Origin of the sequence: Vibrio sp. 2CM40D (assembly GCF_023161825.1) — a bacterium.
Lineage (GTDB): Bacteria > Pseudomonadota > Gammaproteobacteria > Enterobacterales > Vibrionaceae > Vibrio > Vibrio alginolyticus.
On the sequence record NZ_JALNTL010000002.1, the window covers coordinates 516,218 to 539,623 of the forward strand.

A 23,406-nucleotide genomic window follows, 5' to 3' on the forward strand; every position below is an offset into this window, starting at 1 on the left:
GCTTACCAACCTCTATAACGATACAAAAGAAAAATGAAATATGGTGCGCCAATAACAGATGTCAGCACTCCCGCTGGTAGCTCAATTGGTGGCTGTAAGCCTCTCGCTAAACCATCGGCGCAAATCACCAACAAAGCGCCAAGGGTTGCAGCGGCTGGAATCAACAACTTGTGGTTGTGGCCAAACAGCAAACGCGCAAGATGCGGCGCAAGCAGGCCAACAAAGCTGATCGTGCCTGCCACAGACACACTGATACTCGCCAATAGCACGGCAGCAATCAACGCAATAATTTGGATCTGTCTTGGTTTCGTGCCAAGTGTAGTGGCGCTTTCTTCTCCCAGTCCCATAACATCTAGCCGCCAAGCCAGCCAAAACGCCAATGGTAGTAGCAGCAATAGAGCACTCCAAATAAACGGCACTTGTTGCCAATTTCGTCCCCACAAACTGCCGGTTAGCCATACCATCGCCGTGTTGATTTCGATAGGGTGCACAATCAGAAGAAAATCGATACCGCTGGCTAAAAATGCGCTGACAGCAACACCAATCAGCGCCAAACGTGCTGGTGTTGGTTTCGACCAGTAAGCCAGCACAGCAATAAAGCCAGCAGCAAGCAAGCCTCCCGCCATGGCGACCATCGGCAACATTGCCACTGGCGCATTCGGATACAGCACCAAACAAGCGGTAGCGGCCAGTCCTGCTCCGGCGCTTATCCCCATTAAATCTGGTGAGGCAAGTGGATTACGGATGACGCCTTGAACTAAAACGCCTGACAGCCCCAACCCAGCGCCCACGCCAATGGCGAGCAACATTCTCGGTAATCGATATTGGTGAATCACAAAGTCCGAGTCAGAGAAAGAAAACAGCAATGCAAAAACCTGTTGAGCCGACATGTTCGCCGCGCCAACAAACAGCGTGAGAGAAGACACAATCAGCAACAATCCAACTAATGCAAACAGTTTGGTTTGATTCATCATGATGATTTCCTCATTGCAATCGCGATAAAGCAAGGTGTGCCCAACAGCGCGGTAATCACGCCCACTGGCGTTTCAGCCGGAAAAGCAATCGCTCGTGATAAAGCATCTGACCACGTCACCAATGCCGCGCCACACAAGGCGGAAACCGGAATGAGAATGTGATAGTTGTGACCAACAATCGGGCGTACCAAGTGCGGCACTAACAACCCGACAAAGCCAATTGGCCCAGCAATCGCTACGCTAGTTCCTGCCAACAGCACAACCGCTAAACCACTGATAAATCGCGTAAGACGAATGTTACCACCTAGCCCAACAGCAACTTCGTCCCCCAACGCGAGTAAATTTAAGTTTCGCGCTAAGCCCATGGCGAGCACCAAACCTAAAGTCGCAAAAGGCCACAGTTGCTGCCACTGTTCAGAATCTACCGCGGAGAGTGAACCCGTTAACCAATGCAACACGCTGTAAGCCATGTCATCCGCCAAAATTACCGACGCACGAGTTAACCCTATCAGCAGTGCACTGATGGCAATGCCCGCTAGCACTAAACGCAATGGGTGAGAACGCGCGGAAAAAAAACCGCCCAACAACATGACCGCACCACCACTTAGTAGCGCGCCGAGTATTGCGTTGATGATTGGGTTCAATTGACTAAAGAATGGTACGCCGATGGACGCCAAGGCCATAAAACAAGCCGCACCAGCATTAATGCCGAGAATGGATGGCGACGCCAAAGGGTTACGAGTTAATCCTTGCATCAGCACTCCGGATACCGCAAGCGAAGCGCCAATTAATAACCCAGCATAGGCACGAGGCGCACGCAACGTCGCGAGGATTTGATGCAGCATATTGCCCTCATCAAACGCAAACCAATAGCTTGTCAGATCATTAACGCTCAAAGAAAAGTTGGACCAGCCAATCATTGAGGCTGCATAGCCTGAGAGCGTACACAACGCCATAGCACAGACAAACAAGCTCGCTTTCCAATGCGATTTGCTAACCGAAGACGCGCTTTCCGAGCTTATCGCCGCACTCATGAGCGCTCCAATAACGCTTCAAGATTGCGGGCAATTTCTTCCGCAGCCAACATGCCGCGATTTAACGACCACAGTTCAGGAGAAACCTCAACAAGTTGCTGTTTTTTCGCAGCAGTTAGCAACTTAAACAATGGATTTTTGCGCCACTCATCCACAATATTTGGTTGAGAGTAAAGTCCAACTAACAACCAATCAGGGTTGGTTTTTAGTAAAAGTTCGAAACTGGTTGGGATATACGCTTTTTGCTCAGATGGAGCCAGCGGGCTTTGGATGCCCAGCATACTCAAAACGCCCCCAGCGTAAGAAACCGGGCTATGCAACCACATCCCTTTGTCAGAAACCACACCAAACTGAATGGTTTCTTGTGTTGCAAAATGCTGTTTGAACTCCGCCATTGTCTGTTTGTGCTGCTCAATTCGTTGTGTCATTTTCGCTTGTTTGCCAATTGCCACGCCGATTTTGTGTGCGGATTCGAGATTTTCTTGATATGTCTCACCACGGCTTTTTAACAGCAAAGTTGGCGCAATTCGCTGCAAATCTTGATAAATCGCGCGATGACGTTCTGCATCAGCAATGATCAAATCCGGCTTGAGCACCGCAATCGCCTCTAAACTCGGTTGCGAGCGCATGCCGACCGATTGCCAAGGACCAACCTTGGCACGAACAGCAGGAATGACTCGTGTGGCATCGTTGTCATCGGCGACGCCTACAGGTGAGACATCGACTGCCGCTAATGCATCGACAAACGAAAATTCTAAAACCACAATACGTTGAGGTATCGCTTCTAGCTCAAAAGTGCCTTGCTCATCTTGCACGCTGCGCGCCTGAGAAAATGCGCTAAATGACATCAAAGCTGAGCTCAACAGCATCAGAAAAACGGTTGAAAAGTGTTTGATCGTAAATTGTTTTTTATTTTTCATCTTGCTTTTTTCCAGTCCTAAGAGTTTTCCATTACCTAAGATCGGCAAAGTCGCCAAGGTAAATTGGCGACTTTTCTTTTCAAACTCGGTGAACGAAACGCTTAAAACTGATAGTTCAGATCCAGTGTGTAAGAGCGTCCCGGAGCTGGGTACCGACCAACTGGGCTTGTATCAATCCCGCGGAAGTAATACTCCTCGTCAAACAAGTTGTTCACCGCAACATTCATGCGTAACTTGCCTTTGTCGTCTTTGTATAAATCCGTCCCCAAGTTGAAGTTCCACACCATGTAAGATGGTACTTTACCCGTTGCGCCAGTTGCATCTTCGGCACTGGTGTTGGCGTTATCGGTATACGAATCACTAAAGTAGAAGCCCGATAGCGTGGTGTCCATGCCGTAAAATGCGTAGGTTGCATCCCAACCAAGCTGATGCTTAGAGGTGTAAGGCAGTTGATTACCTTTATTCGCGCCTTCTTCTTCAAGCGTAGCGTCTAGATAGTTGTAGCTTGCGCCTAAACTCAGTGCAGGTAGTGCTTCAGGCACGTAACGAGCAGAAAGCTCTATGCCTTGGTGAAGTGTTTTTCCGATGTTATCGAAGGTCTGCGTTGAGCTTTGCCATTGCAATTGATCTTCAAAGTCGATGCGATAAAGTGCAGCGTTAAAGCTGGTCGCATCTTGGGTGTAACGCGCGCCGACTTCGTAGTTCCAAGCCAGTTCGCTACCTTCTTCACCCAAACCTCGGATGTAGGCAATTTGTGGCGCACGAAGTGATTTTTGCGCGTTCGCATACGTCACCCACTGGTCAGTTAAGTTGTATGCCACCGTCAAACCTGGCAACCATTCCGTCACGGTGTTGTCTGCCGTTTGTTTTTTACCACGATCGGTAAACGTCATTCGAACCGACTCAACACGCAACCCAGGCGTTACCTTCAATGTATCATTGAACAAACCAATTTCGTTGCTAACGTATCCAGCAAACGCGTCCGTATCTAGATGCCAATCACGCGGAACGCTGGTTGCACCACCGGCGATTGGAGTCTGAGTGAGTTTGTAGTCAATGTCTTCATTAACATAACGGGTACCCACGATCCAGTTTTGAGTAACGGATTTACCTTCGCCAAAGTACATCGCCATTTTTGGCTCTATACCATACACGGTAAATTCACGTGGAGAGGTACGAACGTCCGTCGCTGGCAGAGCCGGATCCGCCCAATGGCCACCCGCGCTGTTAAAGCCCCACTTGAAAAGACGCTCTGACTTATGGCCAAACGTTAGCACTTCTAGCTCGGCACTGTCGGCAAATGGCAAATCGTGGATGTACTTAACACTCCAGCGCGTCGACTTACCTTCATAATCATCGTAAGGACGTTTCGATTGGTGACGATCTTGCTCGTAATCTTGTGGCGAAAGTGCGCCCGGCATTTGCGTTTCAGCATCGTAACGTTGCAGGAATGCTTGAATCTCTTGAGTGTCACTCAGTAGCCACTGTGCTTTGGCTTGGAAGTTCTTCACGTCCGTATCGGAATGTTCACGGAAGCTTTCACCTTTTAGGAAGTTACCTTCCAACTGTAGTGCAAATGTGTCGCTTAACCAGCCGCCCGTGCGTAGGTAAAAATCATTCAGCGGCGCATCACCGCCATCAAACACGGTAAGGCGGTTACTGATTTCAGTTTGCCACGTGTGTGGAATCGGTTTGGTCACTAAGTTGATCACACCACCGACGTTGTTTGGGCCGTACTGTACTGCGGCACCACCGCGTACAATGTCAATACGATCAAGCATCGACAGTGTTGCTGGGAAGATAGACTGACCAGTGTGACCATATGGCGCAAGTGTTAGCGGTACACCATCCATCAAGAACTGAGCATGACCACTACGGCTTGCTTTCAAACCACGTACGGAAATGTTAGGCAATACGCCCGTTCCGCTTTCATCCTGAACTTTAATACCCGGCACGCGCTGTAGCGCGTTATCAATCGAGCCTGCGGCGGTTTTCTCGATTTGATCGCGGGTAATGACGGTACGAGCACCTGGGTACTCTTTGACGTCTTCAATTTCAGATTTACCAATCACGCTACCAGTGACAACGACGGTTTCCATCGCGGTAGTTTGTTCTTTTTTAGCAGGAGCGGCAACCGCGCTCATGGATGTGGCAGAAGCGATTGCAATCGCAAGCACACTGTAAGTGGTAGACAAACCAGCACGTACACGCACTTTACCATCCAAATTCTGGTAAGACATTAAGATCTCCTTTGCGAGAAATTGAGCCTCGGGCAGAATACATCCCGTAGGCTCTCGGGGCTAAACATCCTCAATATGAGGAAAAAAATCGGCTAACAGGCGCTAACTACGCACAAAAAGCCTAGAACTGATATCCGTAGCTGAGCATAAACTCGGCTGGTGCGCCGTAGCCAATCTGGTTTAAGCCAGACGTGCCGTTTGTTGCGCCAAGAATGTATTTCTCATCCAAAATGTTGTAAGCGTTCGCTTGGATTTTATGACGACCAGTGGTGTACGCCGCCATCAAATCCACCGTTGTGTAATCGCCAAGTGCGACAGCTTCGTCGTTACCTGCGTAACGGTCGCCCACGTACTTCACACCACCGCCTAAACGCCAGTTGTCATTCAATTGGTAAGTGCTCCAAAGAGAGAACAAGTGGTCTGATACATCGTTCGGCTTTTTGCCTGTGGCTTTGTCTTCCGCGTCCAAGTAGCTGTAACCCACAGAGATGTCCCACTGTTTGGTGATTTGACCGCGAGCCTCTAATTCAATACCTTGGTGACGCACTTCAATTTTATCGATCACATCGCCGTCCACGTTAGTTTGTGGTTGCTCTTGATCAATCTGGAACAGTGCCGCATTCAACATTAATGCGTTATCCAAAAGGTACGCTTTCGCACCCACCTCTTTTAAGTCGGTGTGGAAGAATTCCGCCAATTTTGGATTGATGTAGATACCAGCGTACGGTAACTGCCAAGAGCGCGCTAAACTGGCGTATACGGATGTGTCGGAATTGATGCGGTATACCAAACCAGCACGGTAGCTGACTTTGTCATCATCCAATTTTTCCTTATCTGAGCCCGCTTTTTGTTGTTCGAGCTCCATCGAGTCGTAACGCACGTTACCGATCAAAGAAAGGTCGCCCCACGTATAGACGTCTTGCACATACAAACCTGTCGTGGTGGTGGTATTGTCACGAAATGGCTTAAAGCCCGGATCAGGCGTTGGACCAACGACTGGGTCGTAGATATTTTGCGGAGGAAGCGTTTTGTCACTTGCCAACGTTAGGTCGATATCGATCTGGTTGAAATCTGCACCCACCATCAATTGATTGTCCCTGGTTTCCCAAACCAACTCAGATTGTAAAGTAGTCGTAGTACGTGGATCGTAACCAAAGTTGTTGACGGTTTGAGACACTTCATTACCCGTCACTTTGCCCTGACGCGTGCCTTTTTGCTCAAGTTCGATATGGTTGAACGCCGCTCGGTTGTTCCATACCCATTGATCATTCAGACGCCATTCGTAATCCACCGCAATACGGAGACTGTCTGACTCCTGATAGTCGTTTGTGCCGCCAAAGTAAGTGCTTACTGGCAAATCAACTGGCTTGCCATTTTTTGATGGCACACCACGATATGGCACTAATTCTTGATGGGCGTATTCCACGTCAACATCAATGGTGTGACCATCCGCTGGTAACACACGAATGGTCGGTGCAATGAAGAAATCGTTTGAATCAACATGATCAACGTACGAGTCGGCTTGACGGTATTCCAAGTTAATACGCCCGTTGACCTTATCTGTAAACGCCATTGAGCTGTCGACCTGACCAACATACTGGTTGTTGCTGCCTACACTACCGTTTACGTGAGTAAAATTCTCACCGTTAGCGCGTTTCGTAACCAAGTTGATGATGCCCCCAGCCGAACCACGGCCATACAAAGCACCCGCAGGGCCTTTCACAATTTCAACGCGTTCAACGTTCGCTAAGCTGCGGTAAGACTGCAACGTACCGTCATCTCGCAAGCCATCACGGTACATATCGTTGAGTGAATCAAAACCACGGATCATGAACTGATCGCGGCTGCCTTCGCCCAAGGTGTTATTGACCCCGGCTACCCCATCTAGCGCATCCACTAAACGCACCGCGCCTCGGTCTTGCATTTCTGTTTTCGTTACTACGGATACCGCTTGTGGCACATCAAGCCATTCCACATCGGTTTTGGTGCCTGATTGAGGCATGTGTTCAGCATAACCTTCGTACTGATGACCGAAGACTTGAATCGTTTCAGTTGCTGATGGGGTTGAGTTCGTCTCTTCTGAAGCCACTGCGCTTGGTGCTACTAATGAAGAACCAATCGCGACCGCCAAGGGGGTCAGGGTCAATAATTTATTCATTCCATAATTCCGTTTAGTTGTTATAAAGCCAACGGATGGAAATAAGAACAAATATTATTTCTATTTGCAATATTAATTTTATGCTCTATATTTATTTACCCTAAAAACACAACTAACAACAAAAAAAACCAAATATCATAACAATAAATACTAAAACTTCTGCCCTCCGTCTCGAGAGAGGCACATTGGAAGACGACCGTGAGCGACTTTATCAACGTTAGAAGAAAATGTTAGAAAATTAGGAAAGCTCATGAAATCTACGATGATTATCGTAAGTCATGTCGTTAACGATGCAGTCACTCACGGCTTTGTGCCTGCAGCTAAAGCGATGGACCTTCACGTCGTTCTTATCACCGACCATAAGCTCAGCCATTTAGAGTTGGCGAGTCATGATAGTCACTTTAATCCGGATACCATTCTAGAATGTGATGTCTTCAACCCATTAGAACTCATCGAAACCATCACGGAGCATGAATTAAAGCCAGACGCTATTTTCAGCAATAGTGATCACTTACAAACTTCCACCGCCATCTGCGCGCAATTTTTTGGCCTCCCATCCAAAGATTGGTCTGTCACGTTAAAGGCCAAAAACAAACACTTAACTCGACAAGTGTTAAATGAAAAATCCTTACCCAACACACAAAGCTGTTTGCTGCATCGCCATTCGAATGTGGCATTAGGCATGGCCTTCCCTGTCGTAGCAAAACCCAAAGAAGGCGTGGCAAGTTTAGATGTACAGCGCTGTGACTCCCAAAGCGAGCTCGATGCTTACTGCGAGGCGTTTTGGCAAAAGCACCCAAACGCCGCCATTCTGGTGGAGCAGTTTCTTCAAGGACCGTTGGTTACGCTCGAAACTTTAGGAGACGGTAACCAACTTATCGCCGTGGGCGGTTTTGATGTGTCGCTCTCTGAGCCGCCTTACTTTATCGAAACCGCCGCAGACTGGAACGGACCAAACGGCATTGCTCACCGAGAAGCTTGCTTGGCTCAACTGAAAGCGTTCGGCGTTGGTTTTGGAGTTTGCCACAGCGAATTTATTATTACGGAAAATGGCCCGGTTCTGGTGGAAATTAACTACCGCAGTATTGGAGATGGCCGCGAATTCTTGCTCAACAATCTCGCTCCCTTCGGTTGGTTTAGCACGATTTTGGGTCTGCATCTGGGTCGAAGATTGGACGGCGATTACCAAATTCATGGCTCAGCACACGTGCACTATGTGGTTGCGGAACACAGTGGTGTTATTGATGGAGATTCGACCTCCTTCATCCAACACGATGGCGATGTCATCACCCAGCAACAGGTACTAAAAACCGCGGGAGAACACTTCCAACAGAGTTATTCCAATAAGGATTATCTCGCCCGAATTTCGATTGTCTCACCATCAGGGCGAAACCTCGACCAAGCGCTGCAGAACGCGCTTAGCAATTTCGATCTCGCTCCGACTCGTGAGGTGGCAGCATGAATGACAACGCTTTGTATCTAACGCAACGATTGATCGACACTTGCTTGCGCGAAGACATGTTTGGCATTTTGTCGAAGGCCAAGTTCAGTAGAGACGCGCCAAAAGGGGTAATTGTTCCTCAAGACGAGCAAGTCTGGCTGATATTTGCCAACTCTGATTTCACGTTGTATTTACCTGTTGCGCCAACGTATTACATGCAGCACTGGCGCTACGGTCACGCCAATGACGAAACACCACCAGGTTGGTGGGTGGAGAAAAATGGCCAAATCGAGCATCAACAACATTACAAAGAGTGGATTGCGCTACTAACGACACTGGCGCATGAGAGCTCTCACGAGTTGCTGGCGGGATACCTTCAAGAACTGGAATGTGCAGAGAAACACAAAGCGCTGTGTGACCAAGCGTTTCATCATCACGCAGACCACATTTCTCAACCAATATCCGAGCTTGGTTCTTGGCATCAAAAACTGCTGCTAGCCGACCAGATCGCTTCTTACCTTGACCACCCGTACTATCCAACTGCGCGGGCGAAGTTTGGCCTGAGCGATGAAGACCTTGCTAAGTACGCGCCCGAGTTCGCACAAAGCTTTGCTCTGCATTGGATTGCGATTGAAAAATCACTGGTAACATTAACCAGCGGACAACCTGATTGCTGGCCAACAATGGAGCAAGTGGGGCTTCCTGCTGATTTTGCACTGAGCCACGTTCTGTTCCCTGCACACCCGCTCACCCTGCGATCTTTAGAAGCCTTACCCGAAGGTGTGATAGAAGCGCCTTTAACGTATCTAGACGTGACGCCGACGCTTTCCGTTCGTACTGTGGTCGTCAACGAGGCACCGCACATTCACATCAAGGTTCCGCTGATCATGCGATCGCTAGGCACGAAAAATATTCGCTTAATCAAGCCTTCAACACTGTATGACGGCCACTGGTTTGAACACCTACTCAGCCACCTTGAACAAACGGACGCCGATTTAAACAGTCGCTTGTTCCATTGCAACGAAAAACACGGTGGACACGTCGGCGATGATAAAACCTTCGCGTACATCGTACGTGAGTACCCACTTACTCATTGCGAAGACAAAGCGTTAGTTCCGGTTGCAGCACTAGCAAGCCCAATGCCTGACGACCGCTTGTTCTTAGAACATTTGGCAGAACATTACTATCAACAAGATACGCTGGCGTGGTTCCAAGATTACGTCGATCTATTATGCCAAGTGCACCTCACCTTGTGGCTTCGTTATGGCATCGCATTGGAGTCCAACCAGCAAAACGCCATCATTGCATTTGATCAACAGGGCAAAATGACGCTCGCGATGAAAGACAACGACGCGGCGCGAATTTGGCCAGAGCGCTTCCACTTTGCAACAGAGCATGCTGCCCAAAAACACGGCGCAAAACCACTTCCAGTGGATTGCGATGAACTGCTCGATCAACGCATCAAAGTCGACAATGAATTGGCGCTCGGTCAGATGTTTACCACCATCACATTACAATTGGATATCGCAGCGATTGTAGAAGCCATGGCAGCGAAGGGCATTGCCTCTTCAGCATCGCTTTACGCCATCGTGGCCAAAAGCATTGCAGAGCAACTCAACCGATTGGAAGGCGAAGGGTTAGAGACAAAACTGGCTCGCGAGTTACTGCAAGAGGCACCTGATTTGTACGCCAAGTACTTGTTGAGCTCTGGCAGTTTGCTCTCGAAAGAAGCCTCCGGCGCGAGTGACATCAATAAGTTCTATGGTTTGTCGGCCCCGAACTTCTTACTGCTTTCTAGCGAAGAAGCGCAGCGCGCCTACTTAGAAGCCATCAAAAAAAGCGTACGTTAACGATTATGACCAAACTCATCTACAGTGTGTTGTTGTGCCACTTTATCGCTGCGTTTGCCGCGTTAGGTATGCCGCTATTTCTACCCGTCGTGTTGCCAACATTAGGCGCAAGCATTGATGCGGACTGGGCAGGGGTATTGTTTATCCTACCTACGTTTTGCACTGCGTTGGCGGCGCGATTTTGGGGCAACTTTGCCGATCGCTACGGTCGCCGCCGCTCACTCTTGCGTGCGCAACTTGGCCTTGCAGCAGGGTTTGCGCTGTGCGGCTTGGCAGACAACCTCGCCATGTTTGTGTTTGGTCTTATTGTTCAAGGAACCTTTGGCGGCACCATGGCCGCCTCGAACAGCTACTTATCTAGTCAAATTAAAGAAGCCAAAACACTCGGCAAGTCACTCAACAAAACCCAACTATCTGCTCGCTTGGCGCTGATCGTTGCGCCCATTGGGCTCGGCTGGAGCTTGTCAGAGACCAACCCGCTCAACGCGTACCTGTGGTTATGCGTTTTGCCTTTAATTGCTTTGGGCATCACGCTAACACTGCCAGCGGATAAACCCGCCGACCAAAACCTCGAAAAGCCAAACTCAGAACCTCAGCAAGAAAAACCGGTTGCACAGAAAAACGCAATGCATGCCATTCGTTGGATCTTCTTTGCTCAATTCGGGTTTGCGTTTTCTATGGTGGTGACCTTTCCTTATTTCTCGCCGTTTGTGCAGCAATATGGCTTCACTAACCACGCATGGATCGGTTTTTTGTACGCACTGCCGCATGGCGTCTATCTGTTGCTGGCAGGAAAAATTCACGTGTTGTCAGATGGGTTGAATCGCCATCAACCGCTGCGCACGTTGTGGCTTGGGTTTGCATTGCTTGCCGTGAGCTCTGCCTTGCATTTGATTGCGTCCGAAACCGCACTCATTGCTGCGAGAATTATCTTCGGCATCGCGATGGTGTGTTGTTATCACGGATTGCATCAGCATCTTGCGAGCAATCTGGATCGCAAACTCAGTGGCAAAGTATTTTCTAGCTTTGATGCCATGTCCAAATGGGGTGGCGTGGCAGCGGGATTTTGCGCTTCTTTCATTTCTAGCTTGGGGCTACTTGAGGTTCCTTTCCTACTTTCTGCGATAGTCAGCGTAATCACCTTGATCGCGCTGGTTCTCCACTCAAAATTTGGAAATCAACATGTTACAAACTCAATCCTCTCAGACTAGCGAGTTGCGCGCGCATGAGGTGCAGCTCAACCGTGAGAAAGCCCAACTCAACACGATAATGGGTGTTCTTAATTGTTACTTACGTGAATTTGCGATACCGAATCAACAAGTGGAATGGCACTACCAATCGACATCGCTACCCCAAACGTTAAAACGCAACTATTCCGCCAAACAACGGGTAGCCGTTCATCTGTCTCAACAAAATGGTCTGTTGGTTTTGCCGATTCACTACGCGAGCAAACTGGGCAAAATCAAATTGGCAGAACTGCCTTGGGCGAAAATGCCGGGTTCTGGTTGGGCGAAATTGGATGCCACGCAAACTCTTACGCTTTTGCTTAACTATCTAAAGCAGGTATTGGCGATCCCATTTAACCATGAGCTGATCGAACAACTGGAAAATAGCGTGCTGGTTACCGAGCAGTTTCTCAACGTCGCGCCCAAATCGCATCACAACGAATTTATCGCTTCGGAACAATCTCTGATTTGGGGGCATACTTTCCATCCGACCCCGAAAAGTCGTTCGGGCGTCACCATGGATGATCTCTTGGCGTTTTCTCCAGAAGTCGGCGCGCAAGTCCCGCTGTACTGGTTTGAAGTGGATACGTCCTTACTTGATGTGCTGAGTTCTGACGGAGAAGCTAACCCTGCGCAGCGCATGCTACAACAGCTCGCGCCACAACACACCGCCAGCAATGAGAAGACCCTCTACCCTTGCCATCCTTGGGAAAGCTACACCATTTTGAGCAACCCAAGCGTGAAGCGTGCCATTGAGCAAGGCAAGATCACACCACTGGGTTTAGGTGGTGAAAAGATGCAGCCGACCTCTTCAGTTCGTACCCTCTACCACCCAGATATGGATTGGTTTGCGAAATTCTCCATCAACGTACGATTAACCAATTGCGTGCGCAAAAACGCGTGGTACGAACTCGACAGCGCCGTGCAGCTCACGTCGATTCTCAAACCGATTCGAGAAAACGAACAGCTGCACAACCCCGTATTTAAAGTGATGACGGAGCCTTACGCCACCACGTTGAATCTAGAAAGTGTCGCTGAGCGCAATTGGGATGACAACACCAAAGCACGCGAATCGTTTGGGATTTTATACCGCGAAAATTTCTCGCTGAGCGAAGTCGACATCTTAAAACCAACCCTCGCTGGCGCTCTGTTTGCTTACGACAAAAACGGCAACAGTTGCATTGCTCAACGCCTTAAAAACAAAGCGCGTACTACGCAAAATCGCTATTCCGACATCGCGACACTGTGGTTTGAACGCTATTTGCATTGCCTAATTCCGGGTGTGTTTAACTACTACTTCAAACACGGGGTGGCGTTTGAGCCACATTTGCAAAACACCTTGATTGGCTTTGAACAAGAGATGCCGTGTTGTGTTTGGATTCGTGATTTGGAAGGCACCAAGTTACTGCCGGAGTTCTGGCCAGCAGAAACTTTAACTGACTTGTCTGAACGCGCGCGACAATCGGTTTACTACAGTCGCGAACAAGGCTGGAATCGCATCGGATACTGCACCTTTATCAACAACATCAGCGAAGCGATTTTCTTCATCGCAGAAGGTGACGAGCCACTAGAGCAAACGCTATGGAATGCGGTGCAAAGTGCCATTGTGCGTTGGCAATCAGTGAATGGAAAACAGCCGGAACTAGAAGCGTTGCTGAATGGCGGTCACTTCCCGAGCAAAAATAATTTCACCACGCGTTTGATGCAAAAAGCCGATAAGGAGTCGGGCTATACCCAAGTCGCCACGCCTTGGCAGCAACACGAAAAAGGAGCGCAACATGTCTAATTCCCTCTCTCTACCGACACTCGTTTGCCAACAAGTTCACACACTCGCACAGCAGCAAAGTCAACCCTTGTGCGCATACGTGTATGACCTAAGCGCCTTAGAAGAACACATCAAACAACTGCGTCACATTTTGCCGAGAAATGTCGAGCTATTTTACGCAGCCAAAGCCAATCCATCGGGCCCGATTCTTAAAACGCTCGCGCCGTATGTCGATGGTTTTGAAGCGGCATCTGGCGGGGAGTTGACACACCTCCACCAGCAACAACTCGATAAGCCATTGATCTTCGGTGGCCCCGGAAAAATGCTAAGTGAATTGCAACAAGCGATTGAGCTTGATGTTGATGCAATTCATGTCGAAAGCCTCACCGAGCTACAACGCATTGGAGCACTAACCGAGCGCCTCAACCGCCCTGCTTCGATCTTTTTGCGTATGAACATCGATATTGGCGACATCACGCTCAGCAAGTTGGCGATGGGTGGCAAGCCGACTCCATTTGGCTTGGACGAGTCCGAGCTGAGTAATGCTTTGATGTTGCTGCGCGATTTCCCGCAAGTGTCACTGAAAGGATTCCATTTTCACTTGATGTCGCATCAGCTCGATGTTGAACGTCACTTAGCGTTAATGCAGCGCTATTTCCAAGTCGTGAAAGCGTGGCAACAAGAGTTTGAACTCGGTGAGCTGATGATCAACTTGGGCGGCGGCATGGGGATTAACTACCAAAACCCTGAGCAACACTTTCCGTGGATGGAGTTTTGCGACAAGTTGGAATTCCTCATAGCCAAGGAGCAAGTGCAACATTGGACACTGCGTTTTGAATGCGGACGGTTCATCACGGCGGCATGTGGTTATTACGTGATGGAAGTGCTGGATATTAAGCAAAATCTTGGCGAAAACTTTGTCATCGCGCGCGGGGGAACTCACCACTTCCGCACGCCAGCAGCGCAGAACCATGATCATCCATTCGTCATCCTGAAAAACGAGCAGCACCACGAGATTTCTCACCCAATTCAGCATGCACAAGCAACTTTTGTTGGGCAGCTTTGTACGCCCAAAGATGTGCTGGCACGCAATCAACACGTCGCCCACGTCGATATTGGTGATTATGTTGTGTTTACCTTAGCGGGCGCGTATGCGTGGAACATCTCTCATCAAAACTTCTTGATGCATGAACCGCCGATCTTCCACTATTTCTAAACAGCATACTTCGCTTCACTCAAGCCCCAATCATTGGGGCTTTTTTATTCCACTCGGCACAAATTCATTGCCATTAACCGCTTTGCGAAATAGCAATAATGCGTTTTATCAGCTCGTCGGGTTCCATTTTGGGATTGCGGTAAAAACGGAAGATTTCCGAGTTTATCGCTTGCTGAGCAACCGGATTGACCGCCATCGAATCAATCATACTCGGCACAGCGAGGTTGTGCTTAACGCCGTAGTGAAAGTCTTGATATGACTGGACCTGACACGGATTAAAATCGCTGATGTCGATATCGGTGCGTACCGGAATCGAGCCTTTTACCTTATTGAACTTAGCTTGAAACTCGACGTCTGCCAGCGCGCTTCCGGTTTGCTGAGCCGCCTCGGCAGAAAACGACTTGCTCGACATAAACACCAAGCTGTCCATATTGTAGAGGAATACACCATCGCTGTCAGGCGTTGGGTAACAGCCGATCTCTTGCGGAACTGAGACTTGATTGGCGAGCAGCTCACCCAAAATCCAATCACCGCCGATTTGAAACAGCGCTTGACCGTCGGCTAGCGCTTGGGTCGCCGTATCCCACTTACTGTCGGGTAATTGGTTGTCGATCAACAAACTCAGGCGGCGAAATTGCGTCAGCGCTTGGCGCAGTGTATCGCTGTCGATGCTGTCGCGTTCTAGTTTAACCATTGCATTGGTGTAGAACTCAACGCCGCCAGTGGAGATCACTAAGTTCTCGAAAAGTTGGGCGACTTGCCACGGCTGCTCACCGACCGCGATCGGCACAATGCCATTTTTCTTAGCAAGCTCCATGGCGGCGAACATCTCTTGCCAGTTTTTCGGCGCGGACAGATTCAGTTGTTTAAGCAGCTTGTGGTTGACCCACAACCAGTTCAAACGGTGCAGCGTAAGTGGCAGGGCGATATAGCCGTTTTGTGTTTTATTGATTTCAATAGACAGCGGGTAGAGCACCTCGTCCCAGCGCTGCTCATCCGCTACCGCGTTGACGTTGTGCAAAATACCGATGGCATCCCACGCCTTAATACTTGGCCCTTCGATTTGCGCGAAGCTCGGTGGATTGCCCGCCAGCGCGCGAGCTTGCAGTACAGTCATTGCGCTGTCGCCACCACCGCCTAGCACCGGGCTTTGCAGCAGCTCAATATCGTGCCGTTTTAGCTGAGCTTTAAGTGTTTGCAGCGCTTGCTGCTCGCCGTCAGAAGTCCACCAATGTAAAAACTCTACCCCTTGTGGCGACTCAGCGTGAGCAACGCAAGGGGCGAGCAACAGTGGGAACAAGAATGCCAGTTTGTTCATAGTCAGTCTCTCGGGAAAGTCAGCGTGGCGCAGAGGCCGCCAAACTGAGAATGGCTCAGCAACAAGTTGCCGCCATGAGCCTTTGCAATACTCTGTGAAATGGTTAAACCCAGCCCACTGCCTTCTTTATCGTTGCTAGCGCGGAAGTATGGCTGGCAGAGCTTTTCAAGTAGTAAATCGTCAACACCATCACCGTGATCTTCAATTTCAATATGGATCGACTCTGGGCTTTCACTCAGCGTAATGTCCGCTTGATGGCCGTATTTGAGCGCGTTATCGACTAGATTCTGAATGCAGCGCTTAATCGCTAACGGTTTACCAGCAAAGTGGGTGCGGATTTCGCCGTGGATGCGAATCGTGTCCGGCGCATCGGCGACATTGGCGGAAATGTGCTGAATCAGTTGGGTGAAATTGATCGGCTCGATTTCCTCGTGGATATCGGTCTCTTTAATGCATTGCAATGCGCCTTTGACCATCAAATCTAGGTCGTTACTCAGGCGGATAAAGCGTTCTCGGTCGGCGTCGTCATCCAGCATTTCCGCCCGTAGTTTTAGGCAAGCAATCGGCGTTTTCAGATCGTGTGAAATGGCACTGAACAGCATCTCGCGGTCTTTAATGTGGCTGTCGATGCGTCGGTTCATTTTGTTAAACGCACGTACCGCCGCTTTCAGTTCGTTACTGCCGCGCTCAGAGACTTCGGGCACGTCTAATCGGCTCGACATCAGGGTTGCGGCTTTTGCCAGCTCTCGAATTGGTTGAATTTCTTTGCGAACGATAAACCAGGTACACAGCAACAGCATTAGCGCGGACAGCAATAGCGTCAGCCATTGGCGCAGCTCAAAATAGTTAGTCTCTAGGTTGATGTAAGGCGCGGGTAGCACCGCCGCGAGATAAAACCATTCGTTCTGCGCGACTTCGACCTGCATCACCAGAATCGGTGGATTGAGGTCACCAAACGAAAGCGAATAATGCGCCCACAATAGCGGCAGTTCATCGATAGGTAGCTCGTTGTTGAACACTTTGAGTTTGTCGCGCTGGGTGAACTCCACCTCGATATTAGGAATGCCGCTCAGCTCGCTTTCTAATACCTCGCGAACTTGGTTGATGACCAACGTTTTGCGCTCGCTCTCCGGCAGTGGGTCGACGTCAATCTGGTGATTGTTGAGTGAGACGAAAAAGCGCGTACCACCCATGTTGCGTAGTTGATTGAGCACCAAGTGGCGATATTCCGAAGGGAGGGTTTGAAAGAAAGCGATGGTGGAAGAAGCGCTCAATGCTAAGCTTTTGACTGTCGTGGTCAGGCCTTCTTTATCGCGTTCGCTGGCGTGTTGATACCAGATAATCCCGGATAATACCTGCGCCAGAATGATCACCAGCAACAAGAACACACTGGTGCGAACGACCAGTGATCCCGTCCAGCGTTTAATTCTCATAATGCACGTCCGTGGTCAGCATGTAGCCTTTGTTGCGCACCGTTAGGATCAGCGAACGGTCTTTATCTTCAAGGTGATGACGCAAGCGGCTGATCTGCACGTCAATGCCGCGTTCAAACGGGTCTGCATCGCGTCCCCAGATCTCGCGCGCAATGTCATCGCGAGACAATATGGATTGCGCGTGGTTGACGAATAAACCGAGCAGCGACAAATCCGCGCCACTCAGTTGCTTAACCTCACGGCTAGCAACGTGGGTCAGTTGCCGGGTTACGGTATCTAATAACCAATCGTCAAAACGCACTTTACGCGTCAGTTTGCTATTGGCGGTCGATTGGCTGCGTCTCAGAATGGTTTTGATGCGCGCGAGCAGTTCACGCGGACTGAATGATTTGGTGATGTAGTCATCGGCGCCCATTTCTAGCCCTGCGACTCGGTCGGCTTCTTCAGTGACGGCGGTCAGCATGATGATCGGGATATCGGAGTTTTTGCGCAGTTTCTGGCACAGGGTAAAACCGTCTTCACCGGGCATCATAATATCGAGGATGATCAAATCAGGATGGTGATCGTTGAGCAGTTGCCACATCACGCCGCCGTTTTCTGCGCAAAGCACTTCAAACCCTGCGCGACCAAGGTAATCTGACAATGCTTCGCGAAGGTCGAGGTTGTCATCGACGACCAGTATCTGCTTGTTTTCCATCCTACTTTCCCTGTGTCCGTCCCTGTGCCTGCCCCTGAGTTTGGCGCTGGCCAATATGATGCATTCTTAAACGCACATTCACAATCGAGCCGATTGCAATTTTACTTCTCGGTGTAAGAGATTTGTAAGCGGCCACTTACAAACTGATTGCCTTTTGTAACCTTAGGCGCCGCCTTGCTCGCTATGATCATCCTGACCTTACGTGAAACAACATGACCTGAAGGAATCAGGTCCTACAACACTGGCATTCGTCAGGAGGAAACCATGTTTGCAAGTATATTTGGACAACTACAAAAAATAGGGCGGTCGTTGATGCTGCCTGTGGCGGTGTTACCGGTGGCTGGCTTGATGCTGGGTATTGGTAACGCGGGGTTTGCGTTTATTCCAGACGCGGTCAACAAAGTGATGCTCGCCGCCGGTGAAGGCATGTTCGGCAACATGCAGTTGATGTTTGCGGTCGGTGTGGCGCTCGGGTTGTCAAAAGGCAATGACGGTGCCGCTGCGCTCGCAGGCTTAGTTGGCCTAATTATTATGAACGCATCGCTCGGTATTGTGACAGGTCTGCGCGGCTTAGAAACTGATGCTACCATCATGGGCGTTGAGACGCTGCAAACCGGGGTGTTTGGCGGCATCTTTATCGGTGCGGTCGCGGCAATCATGTACAACCGCTTCTACAATATCAAACTGCCGGAGTATTTGGGCTTCTTCGCGGGTAAGCGATTTGTGCCCATTGTCACCGGTTTATCGGCGATCGTCGTTGGTGCGATTCTCGCGTTTGCATGGCCACCTGTCGGACAACTTCTTGATGCATTCTCTCATTGGGCAGCGTACCAAAACCCTGTACTTGCGTGGGCGGTTTACGGCGCGGGCGAACGTTCATTACTCCCGGTTGGTTTGCACCACATCTGGAATGCGCCGTTCTTCTTCGAAGTTGGCAGCTATGTAGACCCAGAAACCGGCAAAGAGTTTACTGGTGAGCTCACTCGCTTCTTCGCGGGCGATAAAACCGCAGGTTATCTGTCTGGTGGCTTTATGTACTCCATGTGGGCGCTCCCAGCAGCGGCACTGGCGATTTACCACTGCGCGTCTCCAGAGCGCAAGAAAATCGTCGGCGGTTTGATGATGTCTGCGGCGTTGACCTCGTGGTTAACTGGTATCACTGAGCCAATCGAATTTACTTTCCTATTCGTCGCGCCAGTGCTGTACGTGATCCATATTTTCCTTACCGGTATTGCGTTTGCGATCACCGCGTTTTTGGAAATCAAACACAGTACGGACTTTGCGCACGGCGCGATCCAGTTCTTCCTTTACTACCCAATGTCGACCAACGCGTGGATGTTCATCATCATCGGTCCAATCTGGGCGACGCTGTACTACGGTTTGTTCCGCTTCCTAATTGTGAAGTTGGATCTAAAAACGCCGGGTCGCGAAACCGACACTGCAGAAGTGAAGATTGCCGGACAGCCTGATGAAATCGCGGTGGATGTAGTAGCGGCATTGGGCGGCAAAGCCAATATCAAGTCAGTCGATGCGTGTATCACTCGTCTGCGCGTATCGGTGAAAGACATTGCTAACGTTGATGTTGCTAAGCTAAAAGCACTTGGCGCGCGAGATGTATTAGTGATTGGCGACAGTTTACAAGCGATTTTCGGTACGCAGTCTGACTCAATTAAGTCAGAAGTGCACAGCGTACTCGCCACCTCCTGATCTTACCTCCCCCAATATAGGTAAGATTTGCCAACCTCCTTGTGAGGTTGGCTTTTTCGTTTTCGGAGTAAAAAAAGCGAAGCCAATAACCAGCCCTACTTCGCCGCCGCGTTGGTTAAATTGCCCAGCACGCCGCTGATTTTGTTCAATACCTCGTCGCAGCCTTCAATATGATGGCGCTGTTTTAAATACATCGGATCGTTGTAAGCTAACCACGTTTTGCCTTCAGCATCTTCATACACCAACACTTTTTGGGGTAAATCGAGCGCCACTTCCTGCGCACAGATCATCAGTGGTGTGCCCACTTTAGGGTTTCCAAACACGATAACTTCAGTTGGTCGCAACGTCATATCGACTTTCGTGGCATTCTCTTGGTGGTTAATGCGCGCAAAGACGTTCAACCCTTTTTCTTGCGCGATAGCGACAAATTTATCCGCCGTATCTTTTGCTGAATGCGTGCTCGCAACGGTTACCACGCCCTCACCAGCCAACGCACTCAATGACGTCAACGCCACTACCAACCCGATGATTACTTTTTTCATTTGTCGTCCCTTCCTCTCTCTGAGTCGAAAACTAAATATAGAAAAACCAAGTGTAGGAAAACTATAGAAGTCAAATTCCGCTCTCGCGAATTGCACTCTACCCACTCAAGAGTCGACCGTGTAACACGGATTAATTGATTCAGATTAATAAAGCGTTAACTAGCTGAGCATCAAAAGCGTGAAATACGTAACATTTGCAGCCTATTTTAGTAAGAAAGAGAAAAGTAGTGACACGCGATCAATTTGAGTTATTAGCACCCGGTGGTGATTTAGATTCCATCAAAGCCGCCATTGCCGCTGGCGCCGATGCAATTTACTGTGGGCTCGACCGCTTCAATGCTCGTAACCGAGCGACCAACCTCACCTTAGATAACTTAAATGGCGTGTTAACGTTGGCCCATCAGCACAGCTGTAAGATTTTCCTAACGTTGAATGTGCTGATTTTAGAAAGTGAAATTCCAGCGATTGTTCGCTTACTCAGCCAACTGAACACCACCAAAATCGATGGCGTGATCGTGCAAGATCTCGGTCTGGCCTACATTCTCAAACATTACTTTCCCGATTTGGATGTGCACGCTTCAACGCAACTAAACACGCATAACGAAGGCCAGATCCTCTTTCTCAACCAGCTCACCGCAAGCCGAGTAAACTTATCTCGCGAACTTAACATCGATGAAATAAAACATCTGGCGCAATTTGGTCGCGAGCACAACGTAATGATGGAAGTGTTTGTCCACGGCTCATACTGCATCGGATTCTCCGGAATTTGCTATATCAGTTCCGCTCGCAATGGTGCATCAGGTAACCGTGGACGCTGCAGCCAACCTTGTCGCGAACAGTACGAAACGACCAAAACGGGCAACAACTACCCACTCAATATGAAAGACAACTCCGCCTTTGGGGACTTGAAAGCGCTTGCCGATGCTGGCGTGTATTCATTAAAAGTGGAAGGACGAATCAAGAAATCACACTACGTCTATACCGTGGTCGATAATTGGCGTCAGCAAATCGATCGCTTGTGCGAGGGTTTGGAACTCGCTGAAGACACCACCGAGTTATACACGGTATTCAACCGCGATTTCTCCAACGCATTTTTGCAAGGTGATTTCGGCAAGGCGATGTACATCGACAACCCGCGCGACCACGCTGTAAAGCATTTTTCGAAGGTTTATCAATGCCAGTCTGCTGATGATGTGCAAGCGGTGAAAAAGAAACTCTACGACGACAAAACCGCGATCATTGAGAAAGTGGCAGAGCAAACCAAGTCGTTCGATGTCACTTCAACACAAGTATCCGGCAGCAGCTTGAAAGGGTCGATTGATGTGCCAACTCTGCCAGCGTTACCTCAACCAGAACCTCGCCAAGGTGCGCCAAAATTATCGGTTCTGATCTCGTCAGCACAAGAAGCCATGCTGTGCGAATACCAAGACATTGATGTTTACTATCAATTGCCAATGGGATTGTCTGGTGAACTGAGCGCGATGATTGAGTTGTTCCAAGCCAACCCAATGCTCAAACCTTGGTTCCCTGCCATTTTGATTGGCGAAGACTACCAAGCAGTTCGTGTATTTTTGGAAACCATCCAACCTGAATTGTTGATCACCAACAACTCAGGCGTCGGCATGATCGCAAAAGAACTCGGCTTAGGCTGGGTGGCAGGCCCACAAATGAACACGGTGAACTCATACGCGTTTAAATGCCTTCAAGACGAGTTCGCGGCAAGTGGCGCGTTTGTTTCTAACGAGCTGAATATGAAGCAGATGCGTCACATAAAGCGTCCGAAAAACATGCGCAGCTTCTACAGCATTTATCATCCAAATACCCTACTCACGAGCCGCCAATGTTTGTTCCAACAAACCGAAGGATGCCGTAAGGTGAAGGTCAACAAAGGTTGTTTGAAACGCTGTGATAAACGCACGTCTATCATCAACTTAAAAGACAATCCTTACGTGGTGCAAAAACAGAAAGGCAGCCACAATTCAATCTACAGCGAGCACAACGTCTTAAACCTGCAAGTGCTGCACGATCTGCCGCAATTGTTTACCGATGTGTTGATCGATCTGCGTGATATCCAGACCGAAACGAAAGTCTCAGCAAGCAAACCTGAGTTGATTGACGCGCTCTTAGCTCTACTTGAAGATCACAGTGAACAAGCCGTCCAAACGCTGAATGCCATGATTCAACCAACAGCCAACGCGCAGTATTTAAAGGGGTTATAGGCGGTACTTGAAAGTTAAACAACGCATCCACTCTCAACATATCTTGAACACATACAGTGCACTGACTACAATAGCGCACTTTTTACGGAATTTAGGTCACACAAAATGACAGACACAGCTAAACCAGCTCTACCAGATCGCCTAGCGGGTAACCCACGTAGCCCATTCTTCATCAAAGAATGCTTCGAGCACCAAATCGGTATTCGTATCAACGGCCAAGAGCGCACAGACGTAGAAGAATACTGCGTGAGCGAAGGTTGGGTGAAAATTGCTTCTCCTAAAGCAAAAGACCGTTTCGGTAACCCAATGCTAATCAAACTTAAAGGCGAAGTTGAAGCGTACTACGTGTAAGCTGACCACGCTGAATATCTTTGAAAGCTCGAGTTTGACTCGGGCTTTTTTAATGCCTGTCATATCCCTTCCTCATTTAATCTCTTCCCTCTTATTTTCAGTACAAAGTAGGGTCTGTTTATCTTTCGAGATTAAGTTTTGTTCGAGATAAAATCGTTTTAGGCGAGGCAAGGAGTGTGTAGCCTAGCATTCTAAGTAAATACTCCTTAACAAAGCATAGAACGATTTTAGCCGAACCCTTTGGGCAGCGTTTGTTGGTCATTTCTCCTGCGTTATCAGCTTTTTCATGTAGGCTAACTACACATCAAAGCTTCT

General features: G+C 49.2%; 17 protein-coding genes. 8 read left to right on the plus strand and 9 right to left on the minus strand.

Translation table 11 applies throughout. From position 1 onward, the window contains the following. Window positions 1–2 precede the first annotated feature (2 nt). The 5 genes from MTF70_RS05665 to MTF70_RS05685 form a co-directional block, all read right to left on the minus strand. Window positions 3–974, minus strand: coding sequence for an iron chelate uptake ABC transporter family permease subunit (locus tag MTF70_RS05665; protein WP_205461232.1), 972 nt, complete (start codon window positions 972–974; stop codon window positions 3–5). Continuing rightward, window positions 971–2,008: an iron chelate uptake ABC transporter family permease subunit gene (locus tag MTF70_RS05670; protein WP_025768675.1), complete on the minus strand. Its 1,038-nt coding sequence runs from the start codon at window positions 2,006–2,008 to the stop codon at window positions 971–973. Before MTF70_RS05670 ends, MTF70_RS05665 begins: the two co-directional genes overlap by 4 nt. Then, entirely contained in the window at window positions 2,005–2,928 is a 924-nt protein-coding gene (locus MTF70_RS05675; protein ID WP_205461231.1) for a Fe(3+) dicitrate ABC transporter substrate-binding protein FecB, read from the minus strand. The genes MTF70_RS05670 and MTF70_RS05675 overlap by 4 nt, the downstream gene beginning before the upstream one ends. Before the next feature lie 101 nt (window positions 2,929–3,029). Continuing rightward, window positions 3,030–5,168 carry a TonB-dependent siderophore vibrioferrin receptor PvuA gene (gene pvuA, locus MTF70_RS05680; RefSeq protein WP_053303931.1) on the minus strand — a complete coding sequence of 713 codons (2,139 nt, stop codon included), beginning with the start codon at window positions 5,166–5,168 and terminating at the stop codon, window positions 3,030–3,032. Window positions 5,169–5,289: 121 nt separating this feature from the next. After that, window positions 5,290–7,326 (minus strand): TonB-dependent siderophore receptor, encoded by a 2,037-nt coding sequence (locus MTF70_RS05685; RefSeq protein ID WP_158155551.1) that lies wholly within the window; start codon window positions 7,324–7,326, stop codon window positions 5,290–5,292. 250 nt (window positions 7,327–7,576) lie between these two features. On the opposite strand from MTF70_RS05685, the gene MTF70_RS05690 reads away from it, so the two are divergent. Genes MTF70_RS05690 through MTF70_RS05710 form a run of 5 tightly spaced genes read left to right on the plus strand, consistent with a single transcriptional unit; the run spans window position 7,577 to window position 14,824 of the window. Next, on the plus strand, window positions 7,577–8,788 hold the full coding sequence (locus MTF70_RS05690) for a hypothetical protein (protein WP_205461230.1): 1,212 nt from the start codon (window positions 7,577–7,579) through the stop codon (window positions 8,786–8,788). Next, window positions 8,785–10,617, plus strand: coding sequence for an IucA/IucC family protein (locus tag MTF70_RS05695; RefSeq protein WP_130545689.1), 1,833 nt, complete (start codon window positions 8,785–8,787; stop codon window positions 10,615–10,617). Before MTF70_RS05690 ends, MTF70_RS05695 begins: the two co-directional genes overlap by 4 nt. A 5-nt stretch (window positions 10,618–10,622) precedes the next feature. Next, window positions 10,623–11,828: an MFS transporter gene (locus MTF70_RS05700; protein ID WP_248393862.1), complete on the plus strand. Its 1,206-nt coding sequence runs from the start codon at window positions 10,623–10,625 to the stop codon at window positions 11,826–11,828. Further along, window positions 11,800–13,629, plus strand: coding sequence for a siderophore biosynthesis protein PvsD (locus MTF70_RS05705; RefSeq protein WP_005383475.1), 1,830 nt, complete (start codon window positions 11,800–11,802; stop codon window positions 13,627–13,629). The genes MTF70_RS05700 and MTF70_RS05705 overlap by 29 nt, the downstream gene beginning before the upstream one ends. After that, window positions 13,622–14,824: a type III PLP-dependent enzyme gene (locus tag MTF70_RS05710; RefSeq protein ID WP_005383477.1), complete on the plus strand. Its 1,203-nt coding sequence runs from the start codon at window positions 13,622–13,624 to the stop codon at window positions 14,822–14,824. The genes MTF70_RS05705 and MTF70_RS05710 overlap by 8 nt, the downstream gene beginning before the upstream one ends. 73 nt (window positions 14,825–14,897) lie before the next feature. Here the strand turns inward: MTF70_RS05710 and MTF70_RS05715 are convergent, their stop codons facing one another. The 3 genes from MTF70_RS05715 to MTF70_RS05725 are packed head-to-tail and all read right to left on the minus strand — an operon-like array spanning window position 14,898 to window position 18,272. Next, window positions 14,898–16,142, minus strand: a complete 1,245-nt coding sequence (locus tag MTF70_RS05715) for an ABC transporter substrate-binding protein (protein ID WP_005383479.1) — start codon at window positions 16,140–16,142, stop codon at window positions 14,898–14,900. Window positions 16,143–16,144: 2 nt separating this feature from the next. Continuing rightward, the gene (locus MTF70_RS05720) at window positions 16,145–17,575 is read right to left on the minus strand and encodes an ATP-binding protein (RefSeq protein ID WP_005383481.1); all 1,431 of its coding nucleotides are present in this window, start codon (window positions 17,573–17,575) and stop codon (window positions 16,145–16,147) included. Then, entirely contained in the window at window positions 17,565–18,272 is a 708-nt protein-coding gene (locus MTF70_RS05725; RefSeq protein ID WP_005383484.1) for a response regulator transcription factor, read from the minus strand. The genes MTF70_RS05720 and MTF70_RS05725 overlap by 11 nt, the downstream gene beginning before the upstream one ends. A gap of 264 nt (window positions 18,273–18,536) precedes the next feature. Here MTF70_RS05725 and ptsG point away from each other — a divergent pair, with 264 nt between their 5' ends. Then, entirely contained in the window at window positions 18,537–19,979 is a 1,443-nt protein-coding gene (gene ptsG / locus MTF70_RS05730) for a glucose-specific PTS transporter subunit IIBC (protein WP_205461228.1), read from the plus strand. Between the two features lie 95 nt (window positions 19,980–20,074). Here the strand turns inward: ptsG and MTF70_RS05735 are convergent, their stop codons facing one another. After that, complete coding sequence (locus tag MTF70_RS05735; RefSeq protein WP_005383492.1) at window positions 20,075–20,521, minus strand: DUF302 domain-containing protein; 447 nt, start codon at window positions 20,519–20,521, stop codon at window positions 20,075–20,077. A gap of 227 nt (window positions 20,522–20,748) precedes the next feature. On the opposite strand from MTF70_RS05735, the gene MTF70_RS05740 reads away from it, so the two are divergent. Both MTF70_RS05740 and MTF70_RS05745 read left to right on the plus strand, forming a co-directional pair. Continuing rightward, the gene (locus MTF70_RS05740; RefSeq protein ID WP_205461227.1) at window positions 20,749–22,740 is read left to right on the plus strand and encodes a U32 family peptidase; all 1,992 of its coding nucleotides are present in this window, start codon (window positions 20,749–20,751) and stop codon (window positions 22,738–22,740) included. 105 nt (window positions 22,741–22,845) lie between these two features. Further along, window positions 22,846–23,091 (plus strand): DUF3297 family protein, encoded by a 246-nt coding sequence (locus tag MTF70_RS05745; protein ID WP_025768686.1) that lies wholly within the window; start codon window positions 22,846–22,848, stop codon window positions 23,089–23,091. The last annotated feature ends 315 nt before the right edge of the window (window positions 23,092–23,406 follow it).